The sequence below is a fragment of the Pseudomonas sp. ICMP 460 genome, assembly GCF_002723595.1.
Classification (GTDB): domain Bacteria; phylum Pseudomonadota; class Gammaproteobacteria; order Pseudomonadales; family Pseudomonadaceae; genus Aquipseudomonas; species Aquipseudomonas kitaguniensis.
Genome location: NZ_LKBR01000002.1, coordinates 109,339 through 131,096, shown reverse-complemented (window position 1 = coordinate 131,096; position 21,758 = coordinate 109,339). Strand labels below are relative to the sequence as shown.

Annotated in this window: 16 protein-coding genes; 4 read left to right on the top strand and 12 right to left on the bottom strand. The window is 58.3% G+C overall.

The annotated features are described in order from the left end of the window. Nucleotides 1-32 precede the first annotated feature (32 nt). From dxs to AO240_RS02860, 4 genes are all read right to left on the bottom strand, one after another. Nucleotides 33-1,928 (bottom strand): 1-deoxy-D-xylulose-5-phosphate synthase, encoded by a 1,896-nt coding sequence (dxs, locus tag AO240_RS02875; RefSeq protein WP_099235095.1) that lies wholly within the window; start codon nucleotides 1,926-1,928, stop codon nucleotides 33-35. A 110-nt stretch (nucleotides 1,929-2,038) separates the two neighbouring features. Next, the gene (gene ispA, locus AO240_RS02870; RefSeq protein WP_099235094.1) at nucleotides 2,039-2,926 is read right to left on the bottom strand and encodes a (2E,6E)-farnesyl diphosphate synthase; all 888 of its coding nucleotides are present in this window, start codon (nucleotides 2,924-2,926) and stop codon (nucleotides 2,039-2,041) included. Next, entirely contained in the window at nucleotides 2,923-3,165 is a 243-nt protein-coding gene (locus tag AO240_RS02865) for an exodeoxyribonuclease VII small subunit (RefSeq protein ID WP_003176346.1), read from the bottom strand. Before AO240_RS02865 ends, ispA begins: the two co-directional genes overlap by 4 nt. 77 nt (nucleotides 3,166-3,242) lie before the next feature. Further along, nucleotides 3,243-4,382 (bottom strand): Fic family protein, encoded by a 1,140-nt coding sequence (locus tag AO240_RS02860; protein ID WP_099235093.1) that lies wholly within the window; start codon nucleotides 4,380-4,382, stop codon nucleotides 3,243-3,245. 667 nt (nucleotides 4,383-5,049) lie between these two features. On the opposite strand from AO240_RS02860, the gene AO240_RS02855 reads away from it, so the two are divergent. Together AO240_RS02855 and AO240_RS02850 are read left to right on the top strand one after the other, a co-directional pair. Further along, complete coding sequence (locus AO240_RS02855) at nucleotides 5,050-5,274, top strand: hypothetical protein (protein WP_099235092.1); 225 nt, start codon at nucleotides 5,050-5,052, stop codon at nucleotides 5,272-5,274. A gap of 403 nt (nucleotides 5,275-5,677) precedes the next feature. Next, nucleotides 5,678-6,718 (top strand): virulence RhuM family protein, encoded by a 1,041-nt coding sequence (locus tag AO240_RS02850; protein WP_099235091.1) that lies wholly within the window; start codon nucleotides 5,678-5,680, stop codon nucleotides 6,716-6,718. A gap of 272 nt (nucleotides 6,719-6,990) precedes the next feature. On the opposite strand, the gene AO240_RS02840 is transcribed toward AO240_RS02850, so the two are convergent. The 8 genes from AO240_RS02840 to AO240_RS02805 form a co-directional block, all read right to left on the bottom strand. Further along, nucleotides 6,991-7,761 (bottom strand): XRE family transcriptional regulator, encoded by a 771-nt coding sequence (locus AO240_RS02840; RefSeq protein WP_099235090.1) that lies wholly within the window; start codon nucleotides 7,759-7,761, stop codon nucleotides 6,991-6,993. Nucleotides 7,762-7,973: 212 nt separating this feature from the next. After that, complete coding sequence (ppa, locus tag AO240_RS02835) at nucleotides 7,974-8,501, bottom strand: inorganic diphosphatase (RefSeq protein ID WP_058412870.1); 528 nt, start codon at nucleotides 8,499-8,501, stop codon at nucleotides 7,974-7,976. 93 nt (nucleotides 8,502-8,594) lie between these two features. After that, nucleotides 8,595-9,425 (bottom strand): zinc-dependent peptidase, encoded by an 831-nt coding sequence (locus AO240_RS02830; protein WP_099235089.1) that lies wholly within the window; start codon nucleotides 9,423-9,425, stop codon nucleotides 8,595-8,597. A 6-nt stretch (nucleotides 9,426-9,431) separates the two neighbouring features. Then, nucleotides 9,432-10,088: a DedA family protein gene (locus AO240_RS02825; RefSeq protein ID WP_099235088.1), complete on the bottom strand. Its 657-nt coding sequence runs from the start codon at nucleotides 10,086-10,088 to the stop codon at nucleotides 9,432-9,434. A gap of 292 nt (nucleotides 10,089-10,380) precedes the next feature. Continuing rightward, entirely contained in the window at nucleotides 10,381-11,217 is an 837-nt protein-coding gene (gene eutC, locus AO240_RS02820) for an ethanolamine ammonia-lyase subunit EutC (protein ID WP_099235087.1), read from the bottom strand. After that, complete coding sequence (locus AO240_RS02815; RefSeq protein ID WP_099235086.1) at nucleotides 11,214-12,608, bottom strand: ethanolamine ammonia-lyase subunit EutB; 1,395 nt, start codon at nucleotides 12,606-12,608, stop codon at nucleotides 11,214-11,216. Before AO240_RS02815 ends, eutC begins: the two co-directional genes overlap by 4 nt. A gap of 65 nt (nucleotides 12,609-12,673) precedes the next feature. Then, a complete protein-coding gene (gene eat / locus AO240_RS02810; RefSeq protein ID WP_099235085.1) occupies nucleotides 12,674-14,107 on the bottom strand; it encodes an ethanolamine permease in 1,434 nt (477 codons plus the stop codon). Between the two features lie 213 nt (nucleotides 14,108-14,320). Continuing rightward, nucleotides 14,321-15,841 (bottom strand): aldehyde dehydrogenase family protein, encoded by a 1,521-nt coding sequence (locus tag AO240_RS02805; RefSeq protein ID WP_099235084.1) that lies wholly within the window; start codon nucleotides 15,839-15,841, stop codon nucleotides 14,321-14,323. Nucleotides 15,842-16,112: 271 nt separating this feature from the next. Between AO240_RS02805 and AO240_RS02800 the strand changes: the two genes are divergently transcribed. After that, on the top strand, nucleotides 16,113-18,020 hold the full coding sequence (locus tag AO240_RS02800; RefSeq protein WP_099235083.1) for a sigma-54-dependent Fis family transcriptional regulator: 1,908 nt from the start codon (nucleotides 16,113-16,115) through the stop codon (nucleotides 18,018-18,020). 55 nt (nucleotides 18,021-18,075) lie between these two features. Then, nucleotides 18,076-21,408, top strand: a complete 3,333-nt coding sequence (locus AO240_RS02795; protein ID WP_143505267.1) for a hypothetical protein — start codon at nucleotides 18,076-18,078, stop codon at nucleotides 21,406-21,408. Nucleotides 21,409-21,758 lie beyond the last annotated feature (350 nt).

The window sequence follows — 21,758 nt, the reverse complement described above, 5'->3', positions numbered from 1 at the left end:
GGGCTTGCCCCTCCCACATTGAGTGGCGGTTTCTACAGGCCTTGCAGTGCCATGCGCGCGCGCACCGAAGCCTCGATGCCGGCCTCGTCCAACCCGCATTCGGCGAGCATCTGCGCCGGCTTGGCGTGTTCGACGTACCTGTCCGGCAAGCCCAGGTGCAGCACCGACTTGAGGATATTCTCCCGCGCCAGGAACTCACTGACCGCCGCACCGGCGCCGCCCATGATGGCGTTCTCTTCGACGGTCACCAACAGTTCGTGGCTGCCGGCGATTTCGCGGACAAGGGCTTCGTCCAGCGGTTTGACGAAGCGCATGTCGACCACGGTGGCATCGATCTTCTCGGCGACTTTCAAGGCTTCGGCCAATTGCACGCCGAACACCAGGAACGCGGTTTTGCTGCCTTGGCGACGCAGAATGCCTTTGCCAATCTCGATCGGCTCCAGGCCTTCATCGATCAACGCATTTGGCCCATTACCGCGCGGGTAACGCACGGCGGCGGGGCCGTTGTACTGGTAGCCGGTGCTGAGCATTTTGCGCAGTTCGTTTTCGTCGCTCGGCGTCATCACCAGCATGCCGGGGATGCAGCGCAGGTATGACAAGTCGAAACTGCCCGCGTGAGTCGGGCCGTCTTCACCGACCAAACCGGCGCGGTCGATGGCGAACAGTACGTCGAGGTTCTGCACCGCCACGTCGTGCACAAGCTGGTCGTAGCCGCGTTGCAGGAACGTGGAATAGATCGCCACCACCGGCTTGGCGCCTTCGCAGGCCATGCCGGCGGCGAACGTCACCGCGTGCTGCTCGGCAATTGCCACATCGAAATAGCGCAGCGGGAAACGCTCGCTGAACGCCACCAGGTCGGAGCCTTCCTTCATCGCCGGGGTAATGCCCACCAGGCGCGGGTCAGCAGCGGCCATGTCACACAGCCATTCGCCAAACACACCGGAATACTTCGGCCCGCTGGCCTTTTTCGGCGCGGCGGGAGCATCCAGTGGTTCGAGCTTGGTGATTGCGTGGTAACCAATCGGGTCGACTTCCGCCGGGGCGAAGCCTTTGCCTTTTTTGGTGACGATATGCAGGAACTGCGGGCCTTTGAGGTCACGCATGTTGCGCAGCGTGGCGATCAGTGTCGGCAGGTCATGGCCGTCGATTGGGCCGATATAGTTCCAGCCCAGTTCTTCGAACAAGGTGCCGGGTACCAACATGCCCTTGGCGTATTCTTCGGTACGCCGGGCAATTTCCCACGCGCCGGGCAGACGCGAGAGCACCTTCTTGCTGCCTTCGCGCATGCTGGCGTAGGTGCGGCTGGAAAGAATTTTTGCAAGATAATTCGAAAGGCCACCGACATTGCGCGAAATCGACATGTCGTTGTCGTTAAGGATCACCAACATGTTGGCGTCGACTTCTGGCGCGTGGTTCAGCGCCTCGAAGGCCATACCGGCGGTCAGCGCGCCGTCACCAATCACCGCAATCGCCTTGCGCTCGCTGCCCTGCAGGCGGGCGGCAATTGCCATGCCCAGCGCTGCACTGATAGAGGTGCTGGAGTGGCCGACGCCAAAGGTGTCGTACTCGCTTTCGGCGCGCCGCGGGAAAGCGGCCAGGCCTTCCTTCTGGCGCAGGCTGGCCATGCGCTCGCGACGGCCGGTAAGGATTTTATGCGGATACGCCTGGTGGCCCACGTCCCACACCAGCCGGTCGTCCGGGGTGTCGAACACGTAATGCAGGGCGATGGTCAGCTCGATCACGCCCAGCCCTGCGCCAAAATGCCCACCGGTCTGACCGACCGTGTAGAGCAATTCCAGGCGCAACTCATCGGCCAGGGTTTCCAGCTCGGCTTCACCCAGTCTGCGCAGGCCGTCCGGCGTGGCAGCACGGTCGAGCAGTGGCGTGGACGGGCGCTTGCGGGGAATCTCTTGAAACGTCGTGGGCATCAGGCGAATCGTTATAGGTATAGAAGAGGCGGCAGTTTACCTCAAGCGGTGCAAACTGCCCACGCAGAGCGCGGAAGTTGGCCGATATGCGGCCGCAATGCGCGCCGTTATCAGTGGCGGCGTTCGACGATATACCGCGCCAGGTCGCGCAGTGGCTCGGCTGCAGCGTCGAAAGGTCGCAGGGCCTGCAAGGCTTGATCGCGCAGTTCGAGGGCATAAGCCTTCGCCGCTTCAAGCCCGAGCAGCGCAGGATATGTCGGTTTATCCCGTGCGATATCCGCACCCTGGCGTTTGCCGAGCGTGGCGGTGTCACTTTCTACGTCGAGAATGTCGTCCTGCACCTGGAACGCCAGGCCGACCGCCTGGGCATAGGTGTGCAAAGCCGCCAATTGCGCAGGTTCCGCGCGACCACTGGCCAAGGCGCCCAGTTGCACGGCGGCCTCAATCAGCGCGCCGGTCTTGTGGCGATGCATATGTTCAAGCGCTTTTTGGTCGAGCTTGAGGCTGACCGAGCCCATATCGATCGCTTGCCCGCCGACCATACCGGCAGGGCCTGCGGCCAACGCCAGCGTCGTCACCATACGCAAGCTGACCTCGGCCGTGGCGCGGCTCAAACGCGGGTCCAGCAACGCGCTGAACGCCAGGCTTTGCAAGCCATCACCGGCCAGAATTGCATACGCCTCATCAAAGGCCTTGTGCGTGGTGGGCTGGCCGCGACGTAAATCGTCATCGTCCATCGCTGGCAAATCGTCATGCACCAAGGAGTAAGCGTGAATCAGCTCCACCGCACACGCCGCGCCATTCGCCTGCTCGGCAGGCGCGCCCAAGGCTTCACACGCCGCATACGCCAGCAACGGGCGCACGCGTTTGCCACCATTCATCACGCTGTAGCGCATGGCGTCATAAAGGCGCTGCATTTGCGGGCTTGGCGCAACAAACAAGGGTTCGAGCGCCGCATTCACACGGGCTTGGCTGCTGGCCTGATACGCATCGATCATTCAGGCTGTTCCGCGTCGAAAGGTTCTTCGGCCAACTCCCCATCCCGCTCCAGCAGCACCTGCACCTTCTGCTCCGCCTGCGCCAGCGCGCTCTGGCAGTCACGGGTCAGGCCGATACCTTGCTCAAAGGCTGTCAGCGAGTCCTCCAGCGACAACTCGCCGTTCTCCAGACGCTCGACCAGAGTTTGCAGGTCGGCGAGAGATTGTTCGAAATCGAGTGCAACTTTTTTGCGGGCCATGGCGGCTATTCCGGTAGACGGTAAACCGGCGCGACACTAGCAGACATGGGGAATTGGGGCAAATGAGCGGGGGTGGTTCAATCGGCCTCGCCGTTGATTTGATAGCGCGTACTACGGCCTCCGCCGGGCAACCGAACCAGGCAGTTTTTTTCCAGTAAATCGGCCAGGTGCCGGGTTGCCGTCGCTTTGGACACCTTCGCCACTGCCTGATATTGCGCGGCGCTGATACCGTCCTCAAAGCCCTTTTCGCCGCCGTCGAGCAGGCGATTGAGCACCTTTATCTGCTCGGCAGATAACGCAAGGTCCGCGTAGCGCTGCCAGAACCGGCTCTTGTCCAACACCCGATCAATCCGCGCCATGGCCTGCTGCACGCTGCGCAACAGGGTTTTGAGGAACCATTGCAGCCAATCGGTGATATCCAGCGTGGCCCTTTGGGCGGACTCCAGCGCTTGGTAATAACCGGCGCGGTCTTCCAGAATGCTTGCCGACACCGCATAAAAGCGAATGGCCTGATGCTCGCCCTGAGCCAGTGCCAGATCCGTGATCGCGCGCGTCAGGCGGCCATTACCGTCATCGAACGGATGCAGCGTGACAAACCAAAAATGCGCGACACCGGCGCGCACCAGCGGGTCCAGCGCTGGCTGATCGCGGCTGGTTTCGAACCATTCAAGAAAATCATCCAGCGCCAGATCCAGCCCCGCGCGCGGCGGCGCTTCAAAATGCAGGGTCGGCTTGTCAAGTCGCCCCGAGACCACCTGCATCGGCTCGTCTCCCCGCAACGCACCCACATTCAGCGCGCGCGCAGCAAAGCCTGCCTCCGGAACAGGGAATAGCCAGTGGTGCCAATTCAATAAACGCGCGAGGGTAAACGGCTCGGTGTAGTGCTCGGTGGCATCCATCATCAGCTCGGCGAGGCCTTCGCTACGCGGGCTCACCTTGCCGTCTTCCATCGCCTCCAAACCCAAGCGCCGCGCCAGAGAGGAACGCACTGAGCCGACATTCAGCTGCTCATCTTCGATTGCCGACGAAGCCAGGACATTCTGCAGCTGCGCATCCAGTTCATTCTTCGCACTGACAGGCCCGCTGACGGAGCCGAGCATGCCCAGCAGCTTGCCTTGCGCTTGCCCGCACTCACGCAACAAGGCAGCCAGGCGTGCGGGTTGCCAGTAAAAATGGGGCCAGTCGGTGTGTTGCCAGATCCAGCGCGGATCAACCATGGAGGTAGGCCTGGGCGTGTGAGCCGAATAAGGGATTTATTCGGCTCATTTGGTGAGCCGATTGTGTAGTTTATTCGGCTCATCGTCTACTCGAGTGATGATTTTTCAAGATGTCCAGGCAATGAATGTTTTTTACTAGCGGCCGCGAATACCAGGCGCCCATCTGCTGGCGATACCCCACCAGGCTCTGATGAAAGCCATCCAGCTCATGTTCGATAAAGGTGATGTGGGAAGCGGCGGGCATTCGTGACGGCTCGGCAAACGGCAAGGCGTCGGAGAATGCCGCAGCAAAAGGCGGCTGGATGAGCGGTTGGAAAATTTAGAATGGACTCTGCTGTGATTTTCAAAGGCCAGCAGTACCGATCCCTTTCATTTGCAGGACGTTTCCTAGAGAATCCCAGCCGCTTGCGCTAGCAAAATCCTGCGACTAGGCTGCGGTCCTTCACTGTCTTTCAGTGATCGGGTTTAGTCGCCCGGATTCCGCTAGGCGCACGCGCCATCTCTAAGCCAGGTGCTTCCTCACCTGAACTTTATGGTGGCTGTGCGCAGGGCACCTTCGGGTGCGCCGGAGCCTAGCGGCCGGTCGACTAACCTGCGTACAGCCGCCACCTCTACTCGTTTAGTCGCGAAAGAACGGTGGTATTCATTTACTGCTAGGAGTTTTGCTATGAGTAACGATGTTTCGGATACCGCGACCCACCCCTTTACCGTCAATGAAGAGCTGAGCTTCGAAGATGCCTGGCTGCGCGTTGCTGAGTTGCTGCAATGCGCGGTGACGACGTCGCAAGCGCTCGGCGAACCGCTGGGGGCGCCGCATAAGGCGGTGATGCATTTGGTGGCGATGGCGAAGCTGGTGGCGGATCGGGCTGTGGAGTGTTTGCAGCTAAAGTAATAACGCCACGATTTTGCACCCGGTAATAACCCTTTGGTCAGCAAGGCGCTGACCAAAGGCCAAAACACTAATGACTCGTCGTCAAAGCAATCGCGATCCAGTGCCGTATCCGTTAGCTTCCAGTAGCCCCGCTTGGGCAGCTTGAAAGCCCCGTACATTTGAGGCGGTCATGCGCCACTTTCATCGCGTCATAAAACAATTAATAAGGTGCAGATTGACCGAGCGCCCGAGCTGGGTTCTGAGGCAATTGAAGTACACTTGCGCCAGCTCCAGCCTGCTGGCGGCGCAGGTTACCCGAAGAGCTGCTCAAGATGCTTTCGAGTAAGGGACGAACCCGCACCAGCCTTCTCAAAGGCAACGAACACGAGCTGAAAGACCTGCTGATCGAGGAAAAAGTTGAGCTATGAGCACGGATAACGTCCACAGCAACACGTCGCAGTTCATCATCTACCAGAGCGAAGACGGGCAAACGCGGTTGGATGTGCGGTTTGTCGACGAGTCTGTATGGCTGACGCAGGCGCTGATGGCGGAGCTGTTCAGCACCACGCCAGAGAATGTGCTGATGCACCTGAAGAATATCTTCAGCGAGGGCGAGCTTGATCAAAATGCAACCACTAAGGATTTCTTAGTAGTTCGCCTAGAAGGCACACGGCAGGTAAAGCGCAGCCTCAAGCACTACAACCTGGACGCAATCATTTCCGTTGGGTATCGCGTACAGAGCCATACAGCAACCCGCTTCCGGCAATGGGCTACACGGCAGCTTCGTGAATACATCGTCAAAGGGTTTGTGCTTGATGATGAGCGTCTGAAAAATCCTGACCAGCCTTTCGACTACTTCGAAGAGCTGACGCGGCGCATTCAGGATATTCGCACCAGCGAAAAGCGCTTCTACCAGAAAATTACCGACATCTACGCCACCAGCGTGGACTACGATCCAACGCAAGACGCCAGCATCGGCTTCTTCAAAACCGTGCAAAATAAAGTGCACTGGGCGATCACTGGGCAAACTGCTGCGGAGCTAATTCATCACCGTGCCGACAGCAGCAAACCGCATATGGGCCTGACCAACTGGCGCGGCGCCAAGGTACGCAAACAGGATATTGTCAACGCCAAGAACTACCTGACCACAGACGAATTAAGCGCTCTGAACAATCTTGTCGAGCAATATCTGGTGTTTGCTGAAGGCCAGGCTATGCGTCGTATTCCCATGTCCATGGTCGACTGGGTAAAAAAACTTGATGGGTTCCTGACTTTGAACGACCGCGACATTCTCAACAATGCCGGCAAGATCTCCCACGACATGGCCAAACAGTACGCCGAGTCGCAGTACGAAAACTTTGACCAACAGCGCCAATATGCAGATGCTGCGGGTGCGGACAAGCGCCTTGCCGACTTGAGCCAGCGTGCTCATCAGCTATCGGGCAAAACGCGTAAGCATGACTGAGCATTAGAAAAAACAAGCACTCCATTTCGGCATGCAAGCTGTAGGCCGAGTACTTTCTAATCAGGCATTAAAAAGCCGGCTTGTGGCCGGCTTCTCGGGGACTGCTTCAGCTTGTTTTTGACAAACCTCAACAGCCTTCAAATCGCTCAGCCAACATCGCGTCTGGCTGAATAGTCAGGGCATCAGCAGAAACTGTTCCGCGTCGCCGAGCAGGGTGAATGGCGCACAGCCAACCCCTGCCAAATGTGCGACGCATAATACCCATGTTCACCTCAATTGCCCACCTCCGGGTCCGATTTAGAGCCTTCCCAGCCCAGCAGTTGTTCATCCAGCGGCACCGGCCTGCGGTTATTCAGGGTGGACCACCAGAATACCCAGCCCACTATCATGAAGTTCTGTTCGAAGCGTTGTTCGTAGGTCAGGTATTCGTCCGGGTGTTCGCCAGCGTTGTGGCTGCGCATGCGCAGGCCTCCGCCTGGGCGGTTGTAGAGGTATTTGATGCGCAGCATGCCGTCGTGTTCGACGGCGTAGATTTCGCCGTCGATGATTTGGCTGCGGCCGCGGTCGATGGCGAGGGTGGCGCCTTGTTGGATGATGTCGATCATGCTGTTGTCGACCATGTAGGCGCCCAGTGCGCGGTCGGAGTTTACGTTTAGGGTTTGTAGGGTGTGCACGGAGACGCGGATGCGTTCGGTTGAGGTGAATGTGGGGTGGAGGGGGATCTCCACGTCGATTTTTTCCGGCATGCAGATCGGGCCTGTGAGGTACTTGCCGCTTTCCTCGCGGGTCGGAAGTCCTTTTGGTGTGTCCGGGCCGGCCAGCAGGAAGTGCGCCGGTGGGTGTTTGGGGCCTTCGCCGGTGCGTAGCCAACGGCTGGAGACGCAGAGCAGGTCTGCGATCTCGTTGAGTCGGCCCATGGGCACGCCGCGTTTGAACCAGTTGTTCACGTGTTGCGGCGTGACGTTACGGTTCTTGGCGAAGTCGGAGGCGGAAAGATGAACTTCCCGCAGTAGTGCTTTTAGTCGATCACCTGATGTATTCATAAACGCAGAGTTTACTGACGGGGGAAACACATCAAATAAACCATGCGTTGAATTACCTGTGTAGGCATTTACTTAGTTGTAGTCTGATATTTCTATCTATTTAACCCGTTCAACGTTGTGTATTAATAATTGAACTTGGTGTTTATTTTTCCCACAAAAAAAGCCCCGGATAACCGGGGCTTTTTTGATTGCCTGAGCAATGGGAGCGGGTATCAGCCTTTGTAGGCAGCGACCGACTTCATGATCTCGGCGCGCGCGGCGTCTGCGTCGCCCCAGCCTTCAATCTTCACCCATTTGCCTTTTTCGAGGTCTTTGTAGTTCTCGAAGAAGTGTTTGATCTGCTCCAGCAACAGTGGCGGCAGGTCGGTGTATTCCTTCACGTCCACGTACAGTTGGGACAACTTGTCGTGGGGCACCGCGATAACTTTGGCATCGCCGCCGCCGTCGTCGGTCATGTGCAGGATGCCGACTGGGCGCGCGCGGATAACCGAGCCTGGGGTAACCGGGTAAGGAGTTACAACCAGCACGTCGAGGGGGTCGCCGTCGTCCGCCAGGGTGTTAGGGATGAAACCGTAGTTGGCCGGGTAGAACATCGGGGTGGCCATGAAACGGTCAACGAACAGGCAGTCGCTGTCTTTGTCGATTTCGTATTTGATCGGCGCGTGGTTGGCCGGAATTTCGATGGCGACGTAGATGTCGTTCGGCAGGTCTTTGCCAGCCGGAATCTTGCTGTAGCTCATTGGGCGTTGCCCCCGTAGTTGGCCATGAAGCATGGCCGGATTGGCCTAAAAGTGGCGGCGATTATAGGCATATTCTGACGCCGATGCCATGCGTCAGACGTCGTAGGGCGCGTGGCGTTCCGTCTGGTATCGCACGTCGCTGGCCTGCAGTTGGGTCAGACGGGCTAAGGGGTCCTGGCGATAAAAGCGGGTTAGCTGCGCATACACCTGTGGATAAGTGCTGGCCAGTAAATCCGGGGCACTGAAAAAATATTCACTGGTGACCGCAAAGAACTCCGCCGGGTTTTCGGCGGCATAGGGGTCGATCTCGGTTTCGGCGTCCGGGTTGGCGTCCAGTTGGCGATTGAGGTCGTCAAACGCGCTTTGCATCACGCTGGCCCATTCCTGCACGCGCATGTCTTGGTGCAGCGGCGGCAGGCCGTTGGCGTCGCCGTTGAGCATGTCGAGCTTGTGCGCCAACTCGTGGATGACCAGGTTGTAGCCTTCCCAATTGCCGCTGGCGAGTACGCCGGGCCAGGCAAGAATCACCGGGCCTTGCTGCCAGGCTTCGCCGCTGTGTTCGCCGTCCCACTCGTGTTCGACGCCGCTGGCATCGCGGTGGCGTTGCGGGCTCACGAAGTCGTCGGGGTACAGCACGATTTCGTGAAAACCCTGATACCAGTCGAGGTCGCCGAGGTTCATCAGCGGCAGTTGCGCCTGGGCGGCGAGCAGCAGGCGTTGCTCCTGATGCAGGTCGACGCCGGGCAGGGCGGTGAGGTGTTTTTCGGCAAGAAACATCACGCAGGCGTCGCGTAACCACTGGTCTTGCTCGGCGCTGATACCGTCAAGAAAGCTCAGGTGGTGGCGCACCCGTTGCCAGGTGTCATCGGCAATCGGGTGCTTGGCCAGCAGGCGCCGGCGACGCCAGGCGCTGAGGGACCACATTGCGGGTTACTGCGACTTGGCTTCGGAAGATGTGCGGCCAAAGCGGCTGCGGAACACGCCGATGATCATCGGCACCAGCGACAGCAGGATGATGAACACGACCAGCAGCGAGAGGTTTTTCTTGATAAACGGCACGTTGCCGAAGAAGTAGCCCAAGGTCACCAGGCCGCCGACCCACAGGATGGTGCCGAACACGCTGAAGCCGAAGAAGCGCGGGTAAGGCATTCTGGCGATGCCCGCGACGAACGGCGCAAAGGTTCGCAGGATCGGCAGGAAGCGCGCCAGCGTCACGGTTTTGCCGCCGTGTTTGTCGTAGAAGTCGTGGGTTTTTTGCAGGTAGTCGCGGCGGAAGATCTTCGAGTTCGGGTTGCTGAACAAGCGCTCTCCGGCTGTTCGCCCAATCACGTAATTGGTGCTGTCGCCGAGGATCGCCGCCAGCATCAACAGGCCACCGAGCAGCACCGGATCCATGCCGCCGCCGGCCGCGATGGCGCCCGCAATAAACAGCAATGAATCACCCGGCAGAAACGGCATGACCACCAGGCCGGTTTCGCAAAAAATCACCAGAAACAGAATGGCGTAGATCCACGGACCGTAGTTGGTTACCAGCATGTCGAGGTACACGTCGAGATGCAGGATAAGGTCGAGCGGGTTGAAATCCATGGATGGCACCTGTGTGAATGGCCCTACTCAGTAGGCCTGTGCGGAAGCTCGGGTAAGTAAGGCTACAAAGAAATGCCGTATTTCTTACAACCCTGAAAGGCCCGCATTATACGTATTGCGAGATGAAAAGCGTGTTGGTTTTGTAGCGAGGGATGTCGCGTAAATCAAGGGCGTGCAGCCTCTTAAGGTTACTTGGCTCTAAACAGGCCTCAGCTATCCGAAATAGGCTTTGACCACACACGCGGCCGTGACTGGATGCTGCCTAATGGCGAAATAAAGTGCAATCGTGCCGCTATCGGTCATCCGGCGGGCTGAGCAGGAAGTTGCCTTTCATCAGGTCAGGATCGTCCGACTCCAGGGTCTGCACCTGCGCTTCGTCCTTGAGATTGACGCCCGACAACTGTCGGCGACACGCCTCCCGCATCAAGTAAAGCAGGCGATGCGCCGCCATGCCGTAACTCAAGCCTTCCAGGCGCACATTGGAGATGCAATTGCGGTAGGCGTCGGTCAGGCCGACCTTGGGGTTGTAGGTGAAATACAGGCCCAAGCTGTCCGGCGAACTGAGCCCTGGCCGTTCGCCGATCAGGATCACCACCATTTTGGCGCCCAGCAACTGGCCGATTTCATCCGCCACCGCCACGCGGCCCTGTTCTACCAGAATCACCGGCGACAATGACCACCCTTCGGCGTGGGTCTGTTCCTCCATGCGTGTAAGAAACGCCAGCGTATGTTTATGCACCGCCAGCGCCGACAGGCCATCGGCCACGACCACCGCGAGGTCTACACCGCCGGGGTTGGCGGCGGCGTAATCACGCAGGCGCTGCGCCGACTCATCACTTAAGCGCCGCCCCAGGTCCGGGCGTTGCAGGTAGCTGTGCCGGTCGAGCGCGGCGCTGCGCAGCAACAGGCTGTCGCGCCCGCGCTCAGCCAATTGGCTGCCAAGCCCGGTCGCGTCGAAGGGCAGGTGCACCGCGTCGCGCGCCTGGGCGTGGGCGAACTGGAAGTCCAGTTGCGCGCTGGTCGGAATGCTCGTGCCGGTGCGGCCCAGCGCAATGCGCGCAGGCGTCAGGCGGCGCAGTTGCAGCCACGGGTTTTCGGGTAGGTCGACGTGCACGGGCGGCTCCTTCATCCCAGTTGCGCCAAGGCGTGGCGAAATGCCGGTGGCAGGCTGTTGCCGAAATGCACTTTGCCGTCGGCTTGCGTGAAGATGCCCATTTTCGCCAGCCACTGTTCAAACTCCGGCGCCGGTTTTAAACCCAGTGTTTGGCGGGCGTATAAGGCGTCGTGAAACGAGGTGGTCTGGTAGTTGAGCATGATGTCGTCGGAGCCGGGGATGCCCATGATGAAGTTGATCCCGGCCACGCCCAAAAGCGTCAGCAGGGTGTCCATGTCGTCCTGGTCGGCTTCGGCGTGGTTGGTGTAGCAGATGTCGCAGCCCATCGGCACGCCGAGCAACTTGCCGCAGAAGTGATCTTCAAGCCCGGCGCGGATGATTTGCTTGCCGTTGTACAAGTACTCCGGGCCGATAAAGCCGACCACCGTGTTGACGAGAAACGGTTTGAAATGCCGCGCCACGGCATAGGCGCGGGTTTCACAGGTTTGCTGGTCGACGCCAAAATGCGCGTTGGCCGACAACGCGCTGCCCTGGCCGGTTTCGAAATACATCAGGTTCTGGCCCAGGGTGCCGCGATTCAGGCTCAACCCCGCTTCGTAACCTTCCTGCAGCAGGCTCAAGCTGATGCCGAAACTGGCATTGGCGGCTTCGGTGCCGGCAATCGACTGAAACACCAGGTCCAGCGGCACGCCACGGTTGATGGCCTCGATGGAGGTGGTGACGTGGGTCAGCACGCAGGCTTGGGTGGGGATTTCGTAGCGCTGGATGATCGCGTCGAGCATCTCGAGCATGGCGCAGATCGAGGCGGTGCTGTCGGTGGCCGGGTTGATGCCGATCATCGCGTCGCCGTTGCCATAAAGCAGGCCATCGAGAATGCTCGCGGCGATGCCCGCCGGTTCGTCCGTCGGGTGGTTGGGCTGCAGGCGGGTCGACAGGCGCCCGCGCAGGCCCAGGGTGCCGCGAAACCGGGTGACCACGCGGATCTTCTGCGCGACCAGTACCAGGTCCTGCACGCGCATGATTTTCGACACGGCGGCGGCCATTTCCGGGGTCAGCCCGGGCGCCAGGGCGCGCAGGGCGTGTTCGTCGGCCGCGTCGCTGAGCAGCCAGTCACGCAGGCCGCCGACGGTCAGGTGGCTGACCACGCTAAACGCCTGTTTATCGTGGGTGTCGACAATCAGCCGAGTGACTTCGTCGCTTTCATAGGGGATCAGCACTTCTTGCAGGAAGTGTTTCAACGGGATATTCGCCAGCGCCATCTGCGCCGCGACCCGCTCGCCGTCGTTTTGCGCGGCCACGCCAGCGAGAAAGTCCCCGGAACGCGCGGGGCTGGCCTTGGCCATCACGTCCTTGAGGCTGTCGAAGCGGTAAGTCTGTGCGCCCACCGCGTGAGAAAAGCTTGCCATACAGTGTCTCCTTGGCGGCGCGGGCAGGCTGTGAGTAAAGCGCCCGCGTCGAGGTTTATGGCTCATCAGTGCAAGGCGGCCTCTGCGGCCTGGATCGCCGCAAATTCTTCTTCCGGCGTGCCTGCTACCAAGTGATGCCGGCTGTAGAAAGCAAAGTAAGCAATTAATACTCCATAGATGATCGCGGCGCCAATAACCACCCGTGGATCGACCAGAAAGCCCGCCACCACGGCCACACAGGCGAGTACCAAGGCTACGCCGGAGGTAAAAATACCGCCCGGTGTGCGGTACGGGCGGTCCATTTTGGGGCGACGGATGCGCAAGGTGATGTGCGCGGCCATCATCAGTACGTAGGAAATGGTCGCGCCAAACACCGCCACCAGAATCAACAAATCACCCTGGCCGGTCAGCGACAGGCCAAAACCGATAATGCCGGGGATCACCAGCGCCAGCACCGGCGCCTTGCTTTTGTTGGTCTGCGAGAGTTTGCGCGGCAGGTAACCGGCACGCGACAAAGCGAAGATCTGCCGCGAATACGCGTAGATAATCGAGAAAAAACTCGCGATCAGCCCGGCAAGCCCCACCAGGTTGACGAAACCGCCCATCCAGGTCGAGCCGCCGTAGGCAAGCGCCAAGGCTTCCACCAGCGGGTTGCCCGATTTGATCAGCGCGTACGTGCCGGCGCCGCCGGGTGCGATGACCAGAATCAACAGGGCGAAACTGGTCAGCACCACAATGGCGCCGATCAAGCCGCGTGGCAGGTCGCGTTTGGGGTTCTTGGTTTCTTCGGCGGCCAGCGGCACGCCCTCAACCGCGAGGAAAAACCAAATCGCATACGGGATGGCCGCCCATACGCCGACGTAGCCGAAGGGCAGGAAGCTGCTGGCGCCCTTGGCGTCGGTCACCGGCACGTCCAGCAAGTTGGCCACGTTGAAGTGCGGCACCATCGACACCAGGAACACACCCAAGGCGATGGCCGCGATGGCGGTGATCACAAACATCAGTTTCAGGGCTTCGCCGACGCCGAAGATGTGGATGCCGATAAACAGGATGTAGAACGCCAGGTAGATCATCCAGCCGCCGATGCCGAATAACGATTCGCAGTAGGCGCCGATAAACACCGCGATAGCCGCGGGGGCGATGGCGTACTCGATCAAGATGGCAGTGCCGGTAAGAAACCCGCCCCATGGGCCAAACGCGCTGCGGGCAAAGCCGTAGCCGCCGCCGGCGGTGGGGATCATGGAGGACAGTTCGGCCAGCGAAAAACACATGCACAGGTACATGGTGGCCATCAGCAAAGTGGCGAGGAACATGCCGCCCCAGCCACCTTGCGCCAGGCCGAAGTTCCAGCCGGCGTAGTCGCCGGAAATCACGTAGGCAACGCCGAGGCCGACCAACAGCACCCAGCCGGCGGCGCCTTTTTTCAGTTCGCGTTGTTGGAAGTAGTCGGTGTCGACTTTTTCGAAGTCGACGGAAGAGCCAGTGGGTTCGCTAGGCATGGAAAGTACCTTTCGTTGTTATTGTTTTAACTCGGCGTATGAATGCCGAATGCAAGTCGCAAGTACTTGTGGAGATCCAATGTGGGAGCGGGCTTGCTCGCGGAAGCGGTGTTTCAGTAAACGATGAAGTGACTGATACACCGCTTTCGGGAGCAAGCCCCCTCCCACATTTAATTGTATTTTTAACGCGGGAGTGGGGCGGCTGTTGAAGGGTTAGAAAAAGCCCAGCGGGTTAATGTCGTAGCTCACCAGCAAGTTCTTGGTCTGCTGGTAATGATCCAACATCATCTTGTGCGTCTCGCGGCCCACACCGGACTTTTTGTAACCGCCGAACGCGGCATGCGCCGGGTACAGGTGGTAGCAGTTGGTCCACACGCGGCCCGCCTTGATCGCGCGGCCCATGCGGTAGGCGCGGTTGATGTCGCGGGTCCACACGCCTGCGCCGAGGCCAAACTCGGTGTCGTTGGCAATCGCCAGCGCCTCGGCTTCGTCCTTGAAGGTGGTGATGCTTACCACCGGGCCGAAGATTTCTTCCTGGAACACGCGCATTTCGTTGGTGCCCTTGAGCAGGGTCGGCTGGATGTAATAGCCGCCGGCCATGTCGCCGCTGAGCTTCTCGACCTTGCCGCCGGTCAGCAACTGCGCGCCTTCGCCCTTGGCAATTTCCAGGTAAGACAGGATTTTGTCGAATTGCTGCTCGGACGCTTGGGCGCCGACCATGGTGTCGGTGTCCAGCGGGTCGCCGCGTTTAATCTGCTCGACTTTTTTCATCACCACTTTCATGAAATCGTCGTAGATCGACTCTTCCACCAGCGCGCGCGACGGGCAGGTGCACACTTCGCCCTGGTTGAAGAACGCCAGCACCAGGCCTTCGGCGGCTTTCTCGATAAACGACGGTTCGGCGTTCATGATGTCGGCGAAGAAGATGTTCGGCGACTTGCCGCCCAGTTCAACGGTGGACGGAATAATGTTCTCGGCGGCGGCGTGCATGATGTGCGAGCCCACTGGCGTGGAGCCGGTGAAGGCGATTTTAGCGATGCGCTTGCTGGTGGCCAGGGCTTCGCCGGCTTCCTTGCCGTAACCGTGCACCACGTTCAGCACGCCCGGTGGCAGCAAGTCGCCGATCAGCTCCATCAATACGTTGATGCCCAGCGGGGTTTGCTCGGCCGGTTTGAGCACCACGCAGTTACCGGCGGCCAGGGCCGGGGCGAGTTTCCACGCGGCCATCAGCAGCGGGAAGTTCCACGGGATAATCTGGCCGACCACGCCCAACGGCTCATGGAAGTGATACGACGCGGTGAGTTCGTTGATCTCGGCGCTGGTGCCTTCCTGAGCGCGGATGCAACCGGCGAAATAGCGGAAGTGGTCGGCCGCCAATGGGATGTCGGCGTTAAGGGTTTCACGCACGGCCTTGCCGTTGTCCCAGGTTTCGGTGACGGCCAGCAGTTCGAGGTTCTGTTCGATGCGGTCGGCGATTTTCAGCAGTACCAGCGAGCGGTCCTGAGCCGAGGTCTTGCCCCAGGCGTCAGCGGCAGCGTGGGCAGCGTCGAGGGCTTTGTCGATGTCTTTGGCCGTCGAGCGCGGGAATTCGGCGATGGGCTTGCCGTTGACCGGCGAGGTGTTGGTGAAATAGTTGCCATCCACCGGCGCGACAAATTCGCCGCCGATGAAGTTGCCGTACTTGGCCTTGAACGAAACGATCGAGCCTTCAGTACCGGGATGTGCGTAACGCATGGGGGGTATCTCCTGACTTTTATGTTTATTGGAGTACAACGGTGTTGCGCCTTATAAAGCGTAGAGCAAAGGTTGGGCCAGCGCTGCAAGCGCCCGTAAACCGGGGGGTTGGAGTTTTTTACAAGGCGTTGCTGTGACACGGCTGATACAGCGAGAGTGACAGTTTGTGCCATAAACGGTACAGCCTGTGACCGGTGAGTCCGCGCGCGATTGCAATGGTCTTATGGCTGGGGGATGCTGGCTGTTCTCACGCAGCGAGAATAATAAGATCATGCAAAACGATCATTTCAGTCGCCATGCCCAGCAAGTCTTGACCGCCACGCGCGGGCAAGACCTCACCCAAGGCCCCGGCAGCGATCCGTCCATCGCCCGTTCCTGGCTGCGTTGTCTTGAGGACTATCACCTCGACCCGGCGCTGAGTATCGCGCCTACCGTGCTCGAACACGGCCGCCTGCTGGAGAGCCGCGAGCGCCTGCAACAGGTGCTGCACATCGCCGGCAGCGAGATGAACAGCCTGCATCAACAGCTCTCTGGCGCCGGCCATGCGGTACTGCTCACCGACGCGCGCGGGGTGATTCTCAACTGTGTCACCGCGCCGTCCGAGCGCAAGATCTTCGAACGCGCCGGCCTGTGGTTGGGCGCCGACTGGAGCGAGGCCTGCGAGGGCACCAACGGTATCGGCACCTGCCTGGTGGAGCGCCAGTCCCTGACGATTCACCGCGATGAGCACTTTCGCGGCCGCCACACCGGCCTGACCTGTTCGGCGAGCCCGGTGTTCGACCCGCATGGCGAACTGCTGGCGGTGCTGGACGTGTCCTCGGCGCGTGAGGCCGTGTCGCGTCAGAGCCAGTTCCACACCATGGCGCTGGTGAATCTGTCGGCGAAGATGATCGAAAGCTGTTACTTCCTGCGCCATTTCGAGAAGCACTGGCTGCTGCGTTTTCACCTGCAGGCTGAGTCGGTGGGCCTGTTCAGTGAAGGGCTGCTGGCGTTTGACGGGGAAGGGCGCATCTGCGCGGTCAATCAGAGCGCGTTGAATCTGCTGGGCCAGGTTCGCGGCGGTTTGCTGGGGCAGCCGGTGGAGGCGTTTTTTGACTGTTCGCTGGATGAGTTGCTCGGTCGCGCCAGCGCGAATGCCACGGCCAGTTGGCCGTTGAAAACCCGTGATGGCCGGCAGTTATTCGCTGCATTGCGCGGTCAGCCGCGCAGTATGCCCGCGCCGAATGCCAAGCCCGAGTCGCCCTGCCTGCCAAGCATGTATTTGGGTGACCCTGCGCTGCGGACGGATTTTCGCAGGGCGCTAAAAGTATTCGAGCGCGACGTGCCGCTGCTGATTAAAGGCGAAACCGGCTGCGGTAAAGAAGCCTTCGCCAAAACTGTGCACCAGGCCAGCCAGCGAGCGGACAAGGCTTTTGTTGCCCTCAACTGCGCGGCCATCCCGGAAAACCTGATCGAAAGCGAGCTGTTCGGCTACCGCGGCGGCAGTTTTACCGGCGCACTCAAGGAAGGCATGCGCGGCAAGTTACAGCAGGCCGACGGCGGTACGTTATTTCTCGACGAGATCGGTGATATGCCGTTTGCGTTGCAAACCCGACTTTTAAGGGTGTTGGAAGATCGCGTGGTGGTGCCCATTGGTGGTGAGCCGCAGGCGGTGGACGTCAGAATCATCAGCGCTACCCACCGTGACCTGTTGGCACGTGTTGCCACCGGTAGCTTTCGCGAAGATCTTTACTATCGTATCAATGGCCTTGAAATTGCCGTGCCGCCCTTACGTGAACGTAGCGACAAAGCGCAATTACTGGCGTTATTACTGGCGGAGGAGGCTGCAGGGCAGGTTGTGTTGATTGATGAGAAGGCGAACGACGCTTTGCTCAATTACGCTTGGCCGGGCAACGTTCGGCAGTTGCGCAACGTACTGCGCACCTTGGCGGCTTTGTGCGAGAAAGGGCAAATCAGATTCGAAGATTTGCCGCCTATCATCCACGAGACGCGTGCGGTGATGGTCGTCGAGCCCCGTCATGGGGGCGCTTTGGATGATGCGGAGTGTATGGCGTTGCTCAATGCGCTTAAGCAGCATCGTTGGCACATGTCCCGTGCGGCAGAAAGTTTGGGCGTGAGCCGGAATACGCTTTACAGGAAGTTGCGCAAGCACGGAATCGACCGTTGTTCACACACGTGATCTGCGCGTTGTTAAGGCAACACTAAGGAAGCTGACTACCAGCCACTAATGAGCAATGTGGTTAAAACTGAAATATTTGGATAAAATTTTCCGAATTTTTTTGAACGATTTGCGTGATTTTGCACCACTCAGCGTACGAACAGTTACCCATCTTGTTTCGTGTGCGAGTGTGGAAATGACAATTTTTGAAGCTGTTAGAGTAACGCCAGCCTTATCAAGTAAAGGGGTGAACGAACCTCCTGCCGCTGCCGCAGGGCTGAGCATCGATAATGCCGTCGCCAGGAGCCACGTCACAGCGCAAATGCCTGACACCCCCGAAGCGCGTGCAACGGCTGACGCTCAGTTGGCGAAGCCCTACGCGATAGCATTAGCGACGCGCTCCTATCACGCCTCAATAGCGCCGCCTGATGTTCAAGTTCCCCCGCAGTCCACACTAGGACGTTGGCGCACTCAACTGGACAGTGCTTTCAAAAGCCCTCGGTTTTTATCGTGGGCAAAAGAACAGGGACTTGATACCAAGAGCCTTAAAATGGATCCCGCGCTTGGGGAATTGAGGGGAATTGTAAATGGCAGGATGCAAACGTTTACCTTAACAGACGATTCGGGTTGGTCGGATAACGCTCGAGTGCTGTTGTCGATTGCCAAAGCGATCGCACCAATGCCCGGGCAAGCGTTCGATTATCCGTGGCCGGACGGTAAGGTGCCGTTGTACACGGTGGGGCGATTTTACGGCGTGCCTATCGACCTTTCCCCTTCACAAGCCGCCTCGCACCGAGAGAAATTAAAAGCAGGGGCCGCGTTTGAGTTCCCGCCTCTGGCGCGCGCGTCGCAGCGATCTGTAGAGGCGTTAGAGGGCCAGAGCAAGGCGCTGGGTGATGATGCTAACCAGCATGCACTGCTTGCTGCGTTGAGGTCCCAGGTAGACGATGCCGAAGGCAAGATAGACCTGAACAACAGCAGGGTCCCGATTGACCGACGTTCAAGATTATTTTTCACCGAACAGCGCCGGGAGATAAGTGTTGCGCAAATGCTCGAACAGCAGGGGCATAAACTACCCGGCACCCAAACACAGGCGCATGGCTTGGCTAATGCACTGTCCTTTGACCTTGTCCATCGGATGCCTGGCGCTGACGCTGGCGGAGTAAGGCATATTGCTGCGCTGCTGAACAAAACTGAATTACGCAAGATGAAAGCGGTGGTGGGTCAGTGGAAGTTGAAACATACAAGCCAGGCGCCTGATCCGCAGGCAGGGGCTGGGGCAGGCAGTTTGTTACGGAGTTTGGTCAGCACGCTGGCGGCGTCCACAAAGAAGGTGATTGCAGACAACCCTTCATTAGCACTGGACCAGCTCATTCGGTCGCCCGATGCGCAGGAGTTGGGCAAGGCGATACAACATAAACTTAAATCAGCCGTGTCGCCGACCGGTGCCACGGAGGCCTTGACTGCGGCCCTCTTGCAAGAACTTGATCCTGACCCAGACAAGTCACGTTTCAACCTGGCGGGCTATAACCTCTATAAGAGCGAAAATGTGGGTGCCTCCGCGGTTGAGATCGTTAAACGGTTCACTACTTACCTTGAAACCAAGGTAGGGGTTGAAGCCGCGCCGCTTGCTGCGCGGCTATTACTATCAGCTGCTGCGCCTGAGTTGCTGGTGAAAAATATTCCACCTAACCTTGTTTATGGATCTCATACGTGGGCGGATTTCTCTATAGCGGTCGCACTGGTAGAGCAAGAGGCGCACGGCGCATCGGCGAACATGACGCTCAGTCAAGTCATAAGCTATGCGGATGCGCAGCTTAGTACCCTTGACGGTGGGGACGCGTTAGCTGCAGCGTCGGCGGATTCGCTTATTGCGTGGGGCCTCGCTAATCAGGTGATTAAAAGCAACCCTAAAGGTCGGTATGCGTTAGAGGATATTGAGCAGTCACTCAAGGTGTTAAAAAAGCAGAAAAAAGAATTGGCATGGGCGCGCGTAGAACTACTGAAGCCAGCGCCCACTCGGGAGGAGCTGGCGCTGGCTGAGTTCAAGCGGGTGTTCCCGAATGTTGACCCAACAAAGACAACATTACGCGGTGTTAGGGACGACAAGTATGTCGTATCGCCACTGGATGTCTACATGACGGAGCCATTAGATACAAGCTTGTGGAAGTCGCGAAATGAACAGGAAATGCCTTGGGAGGCGATGAAATCTCGTTTTTCTGAGCTTGATCAAACTATCAATAAAACATTTTCTGAAAAGTTTGATGAATATACAAAGAGTCAGGCAGCGGCCTGGGCTGTCCAGTTCAAATATCAGGTTTCTCTGCTGCCTGTAGCGGACCAAGCGCGTATTAAACAATCAAATGTCACGTTCATGGAAGTCTCCCGCCCGTTTTTAGGCACAGAGGAAAAGAATAACCTGTCCTTGTACCCCGGGCGCCAACCACGAACGCCGACTCAAAGCGAACTCAAAGCATTAGCAGGGGGGCTGGCTGTGCTTATGAAAGTGGAAGGCGTTGACGGGGAGGTCGAGTACTATAGTTATCTGCCCCGCTTAGGGAAAATCGTTAAGGAAAAGGGGCTGCCGCAAGATCCGTCAAAATTTGATGACAGTACTTATTTTTCCGAGGATTCCGCCGCGCGTGTGCCGGGCGTATATAACGTGGTGACGCAATTCGATGCCACCAATAAACAGCGTGATTCGCGTGACGTAACTGATGAAGAAAGAGTTCCTTATTTTTCTCCACGAAACGGCTCGCTGGGGACCGTCGTGGGTAAATTTTTCACAAAAAATTATGGGGATTTAAAAGCAGGGGTTACGGGTGAGACAAGAATTGAAAAAAACACCAAAGCTAATCAACGCGTCAATGAGTTTTTGCTGTCGCTTGTTCCTTTTTATGACGGTATCAAAGATGCCATCAAGGGCAATATTGCCGGCGCAATTTTTAATATCGGGTTCGATATTTTGGGGTTCTTGCTTCCCGCGGCAGGCGCCGCGAGCAAAGCTGCGAAGCTGGGTAAGTCGACAGGCAAAATAATCGCGCGTACTTTTTTTGCAGGTATCGGCGCTTCGGTGGGCGTTACCGATGCAATTCATCTGCCGAAAAATCTTACGCGCGGAATAAAGACGTTAGGTAAGGACGCAAAGACGCTGTTCAAATATGGAGATGAGGTGCTTCCCCGGTTAAAAGGGAACTATAGGTCTTATGAAGTAACAAGGACTTATAAAGAGGGTGATGTAGTAAAGGGGTTCTATCAGGTGGAGTCACAGGGTGTGCTTACGCCAATACTCGCTATCTTTAACAAGGGGGGGTGGTACGCGTATAGCGCCCTCACCAATACACCCTTCGGCCCTCAGTTAGCCCAATTTGGTCTGCTGAGCGCAATGCGGCCTCCAACGGGAGCGTGATAATTTTCACGTACTCGGATTGGCTGGCATTGACCGCATCAGTATGGATTTTTAAAGTTATGCTTGGTTGGGTATTCTAGCTTGCAGCGCTTAGTGTCTGGCTGGCGAAGTATTCTCGCCGCGTTTGTGCTGTATTAGTTATAAGCGTGTATTGTTTTTTGGGGGGGGTGGAACTGGTTGATGTCGTTCTGTCACACAGTAGGTGAAAGAAAGGGATGGCTTTCTAATGTAAATTAATCATTAGGTAGATCATTATGATATTTTCAAACGCAGTGGCACGGCCGATAGTAAGCATGAAGCTTGGCGATCTTTTTAGTGGAGGGTGGTCCAGGACCGAAGCGCCTAGCCCT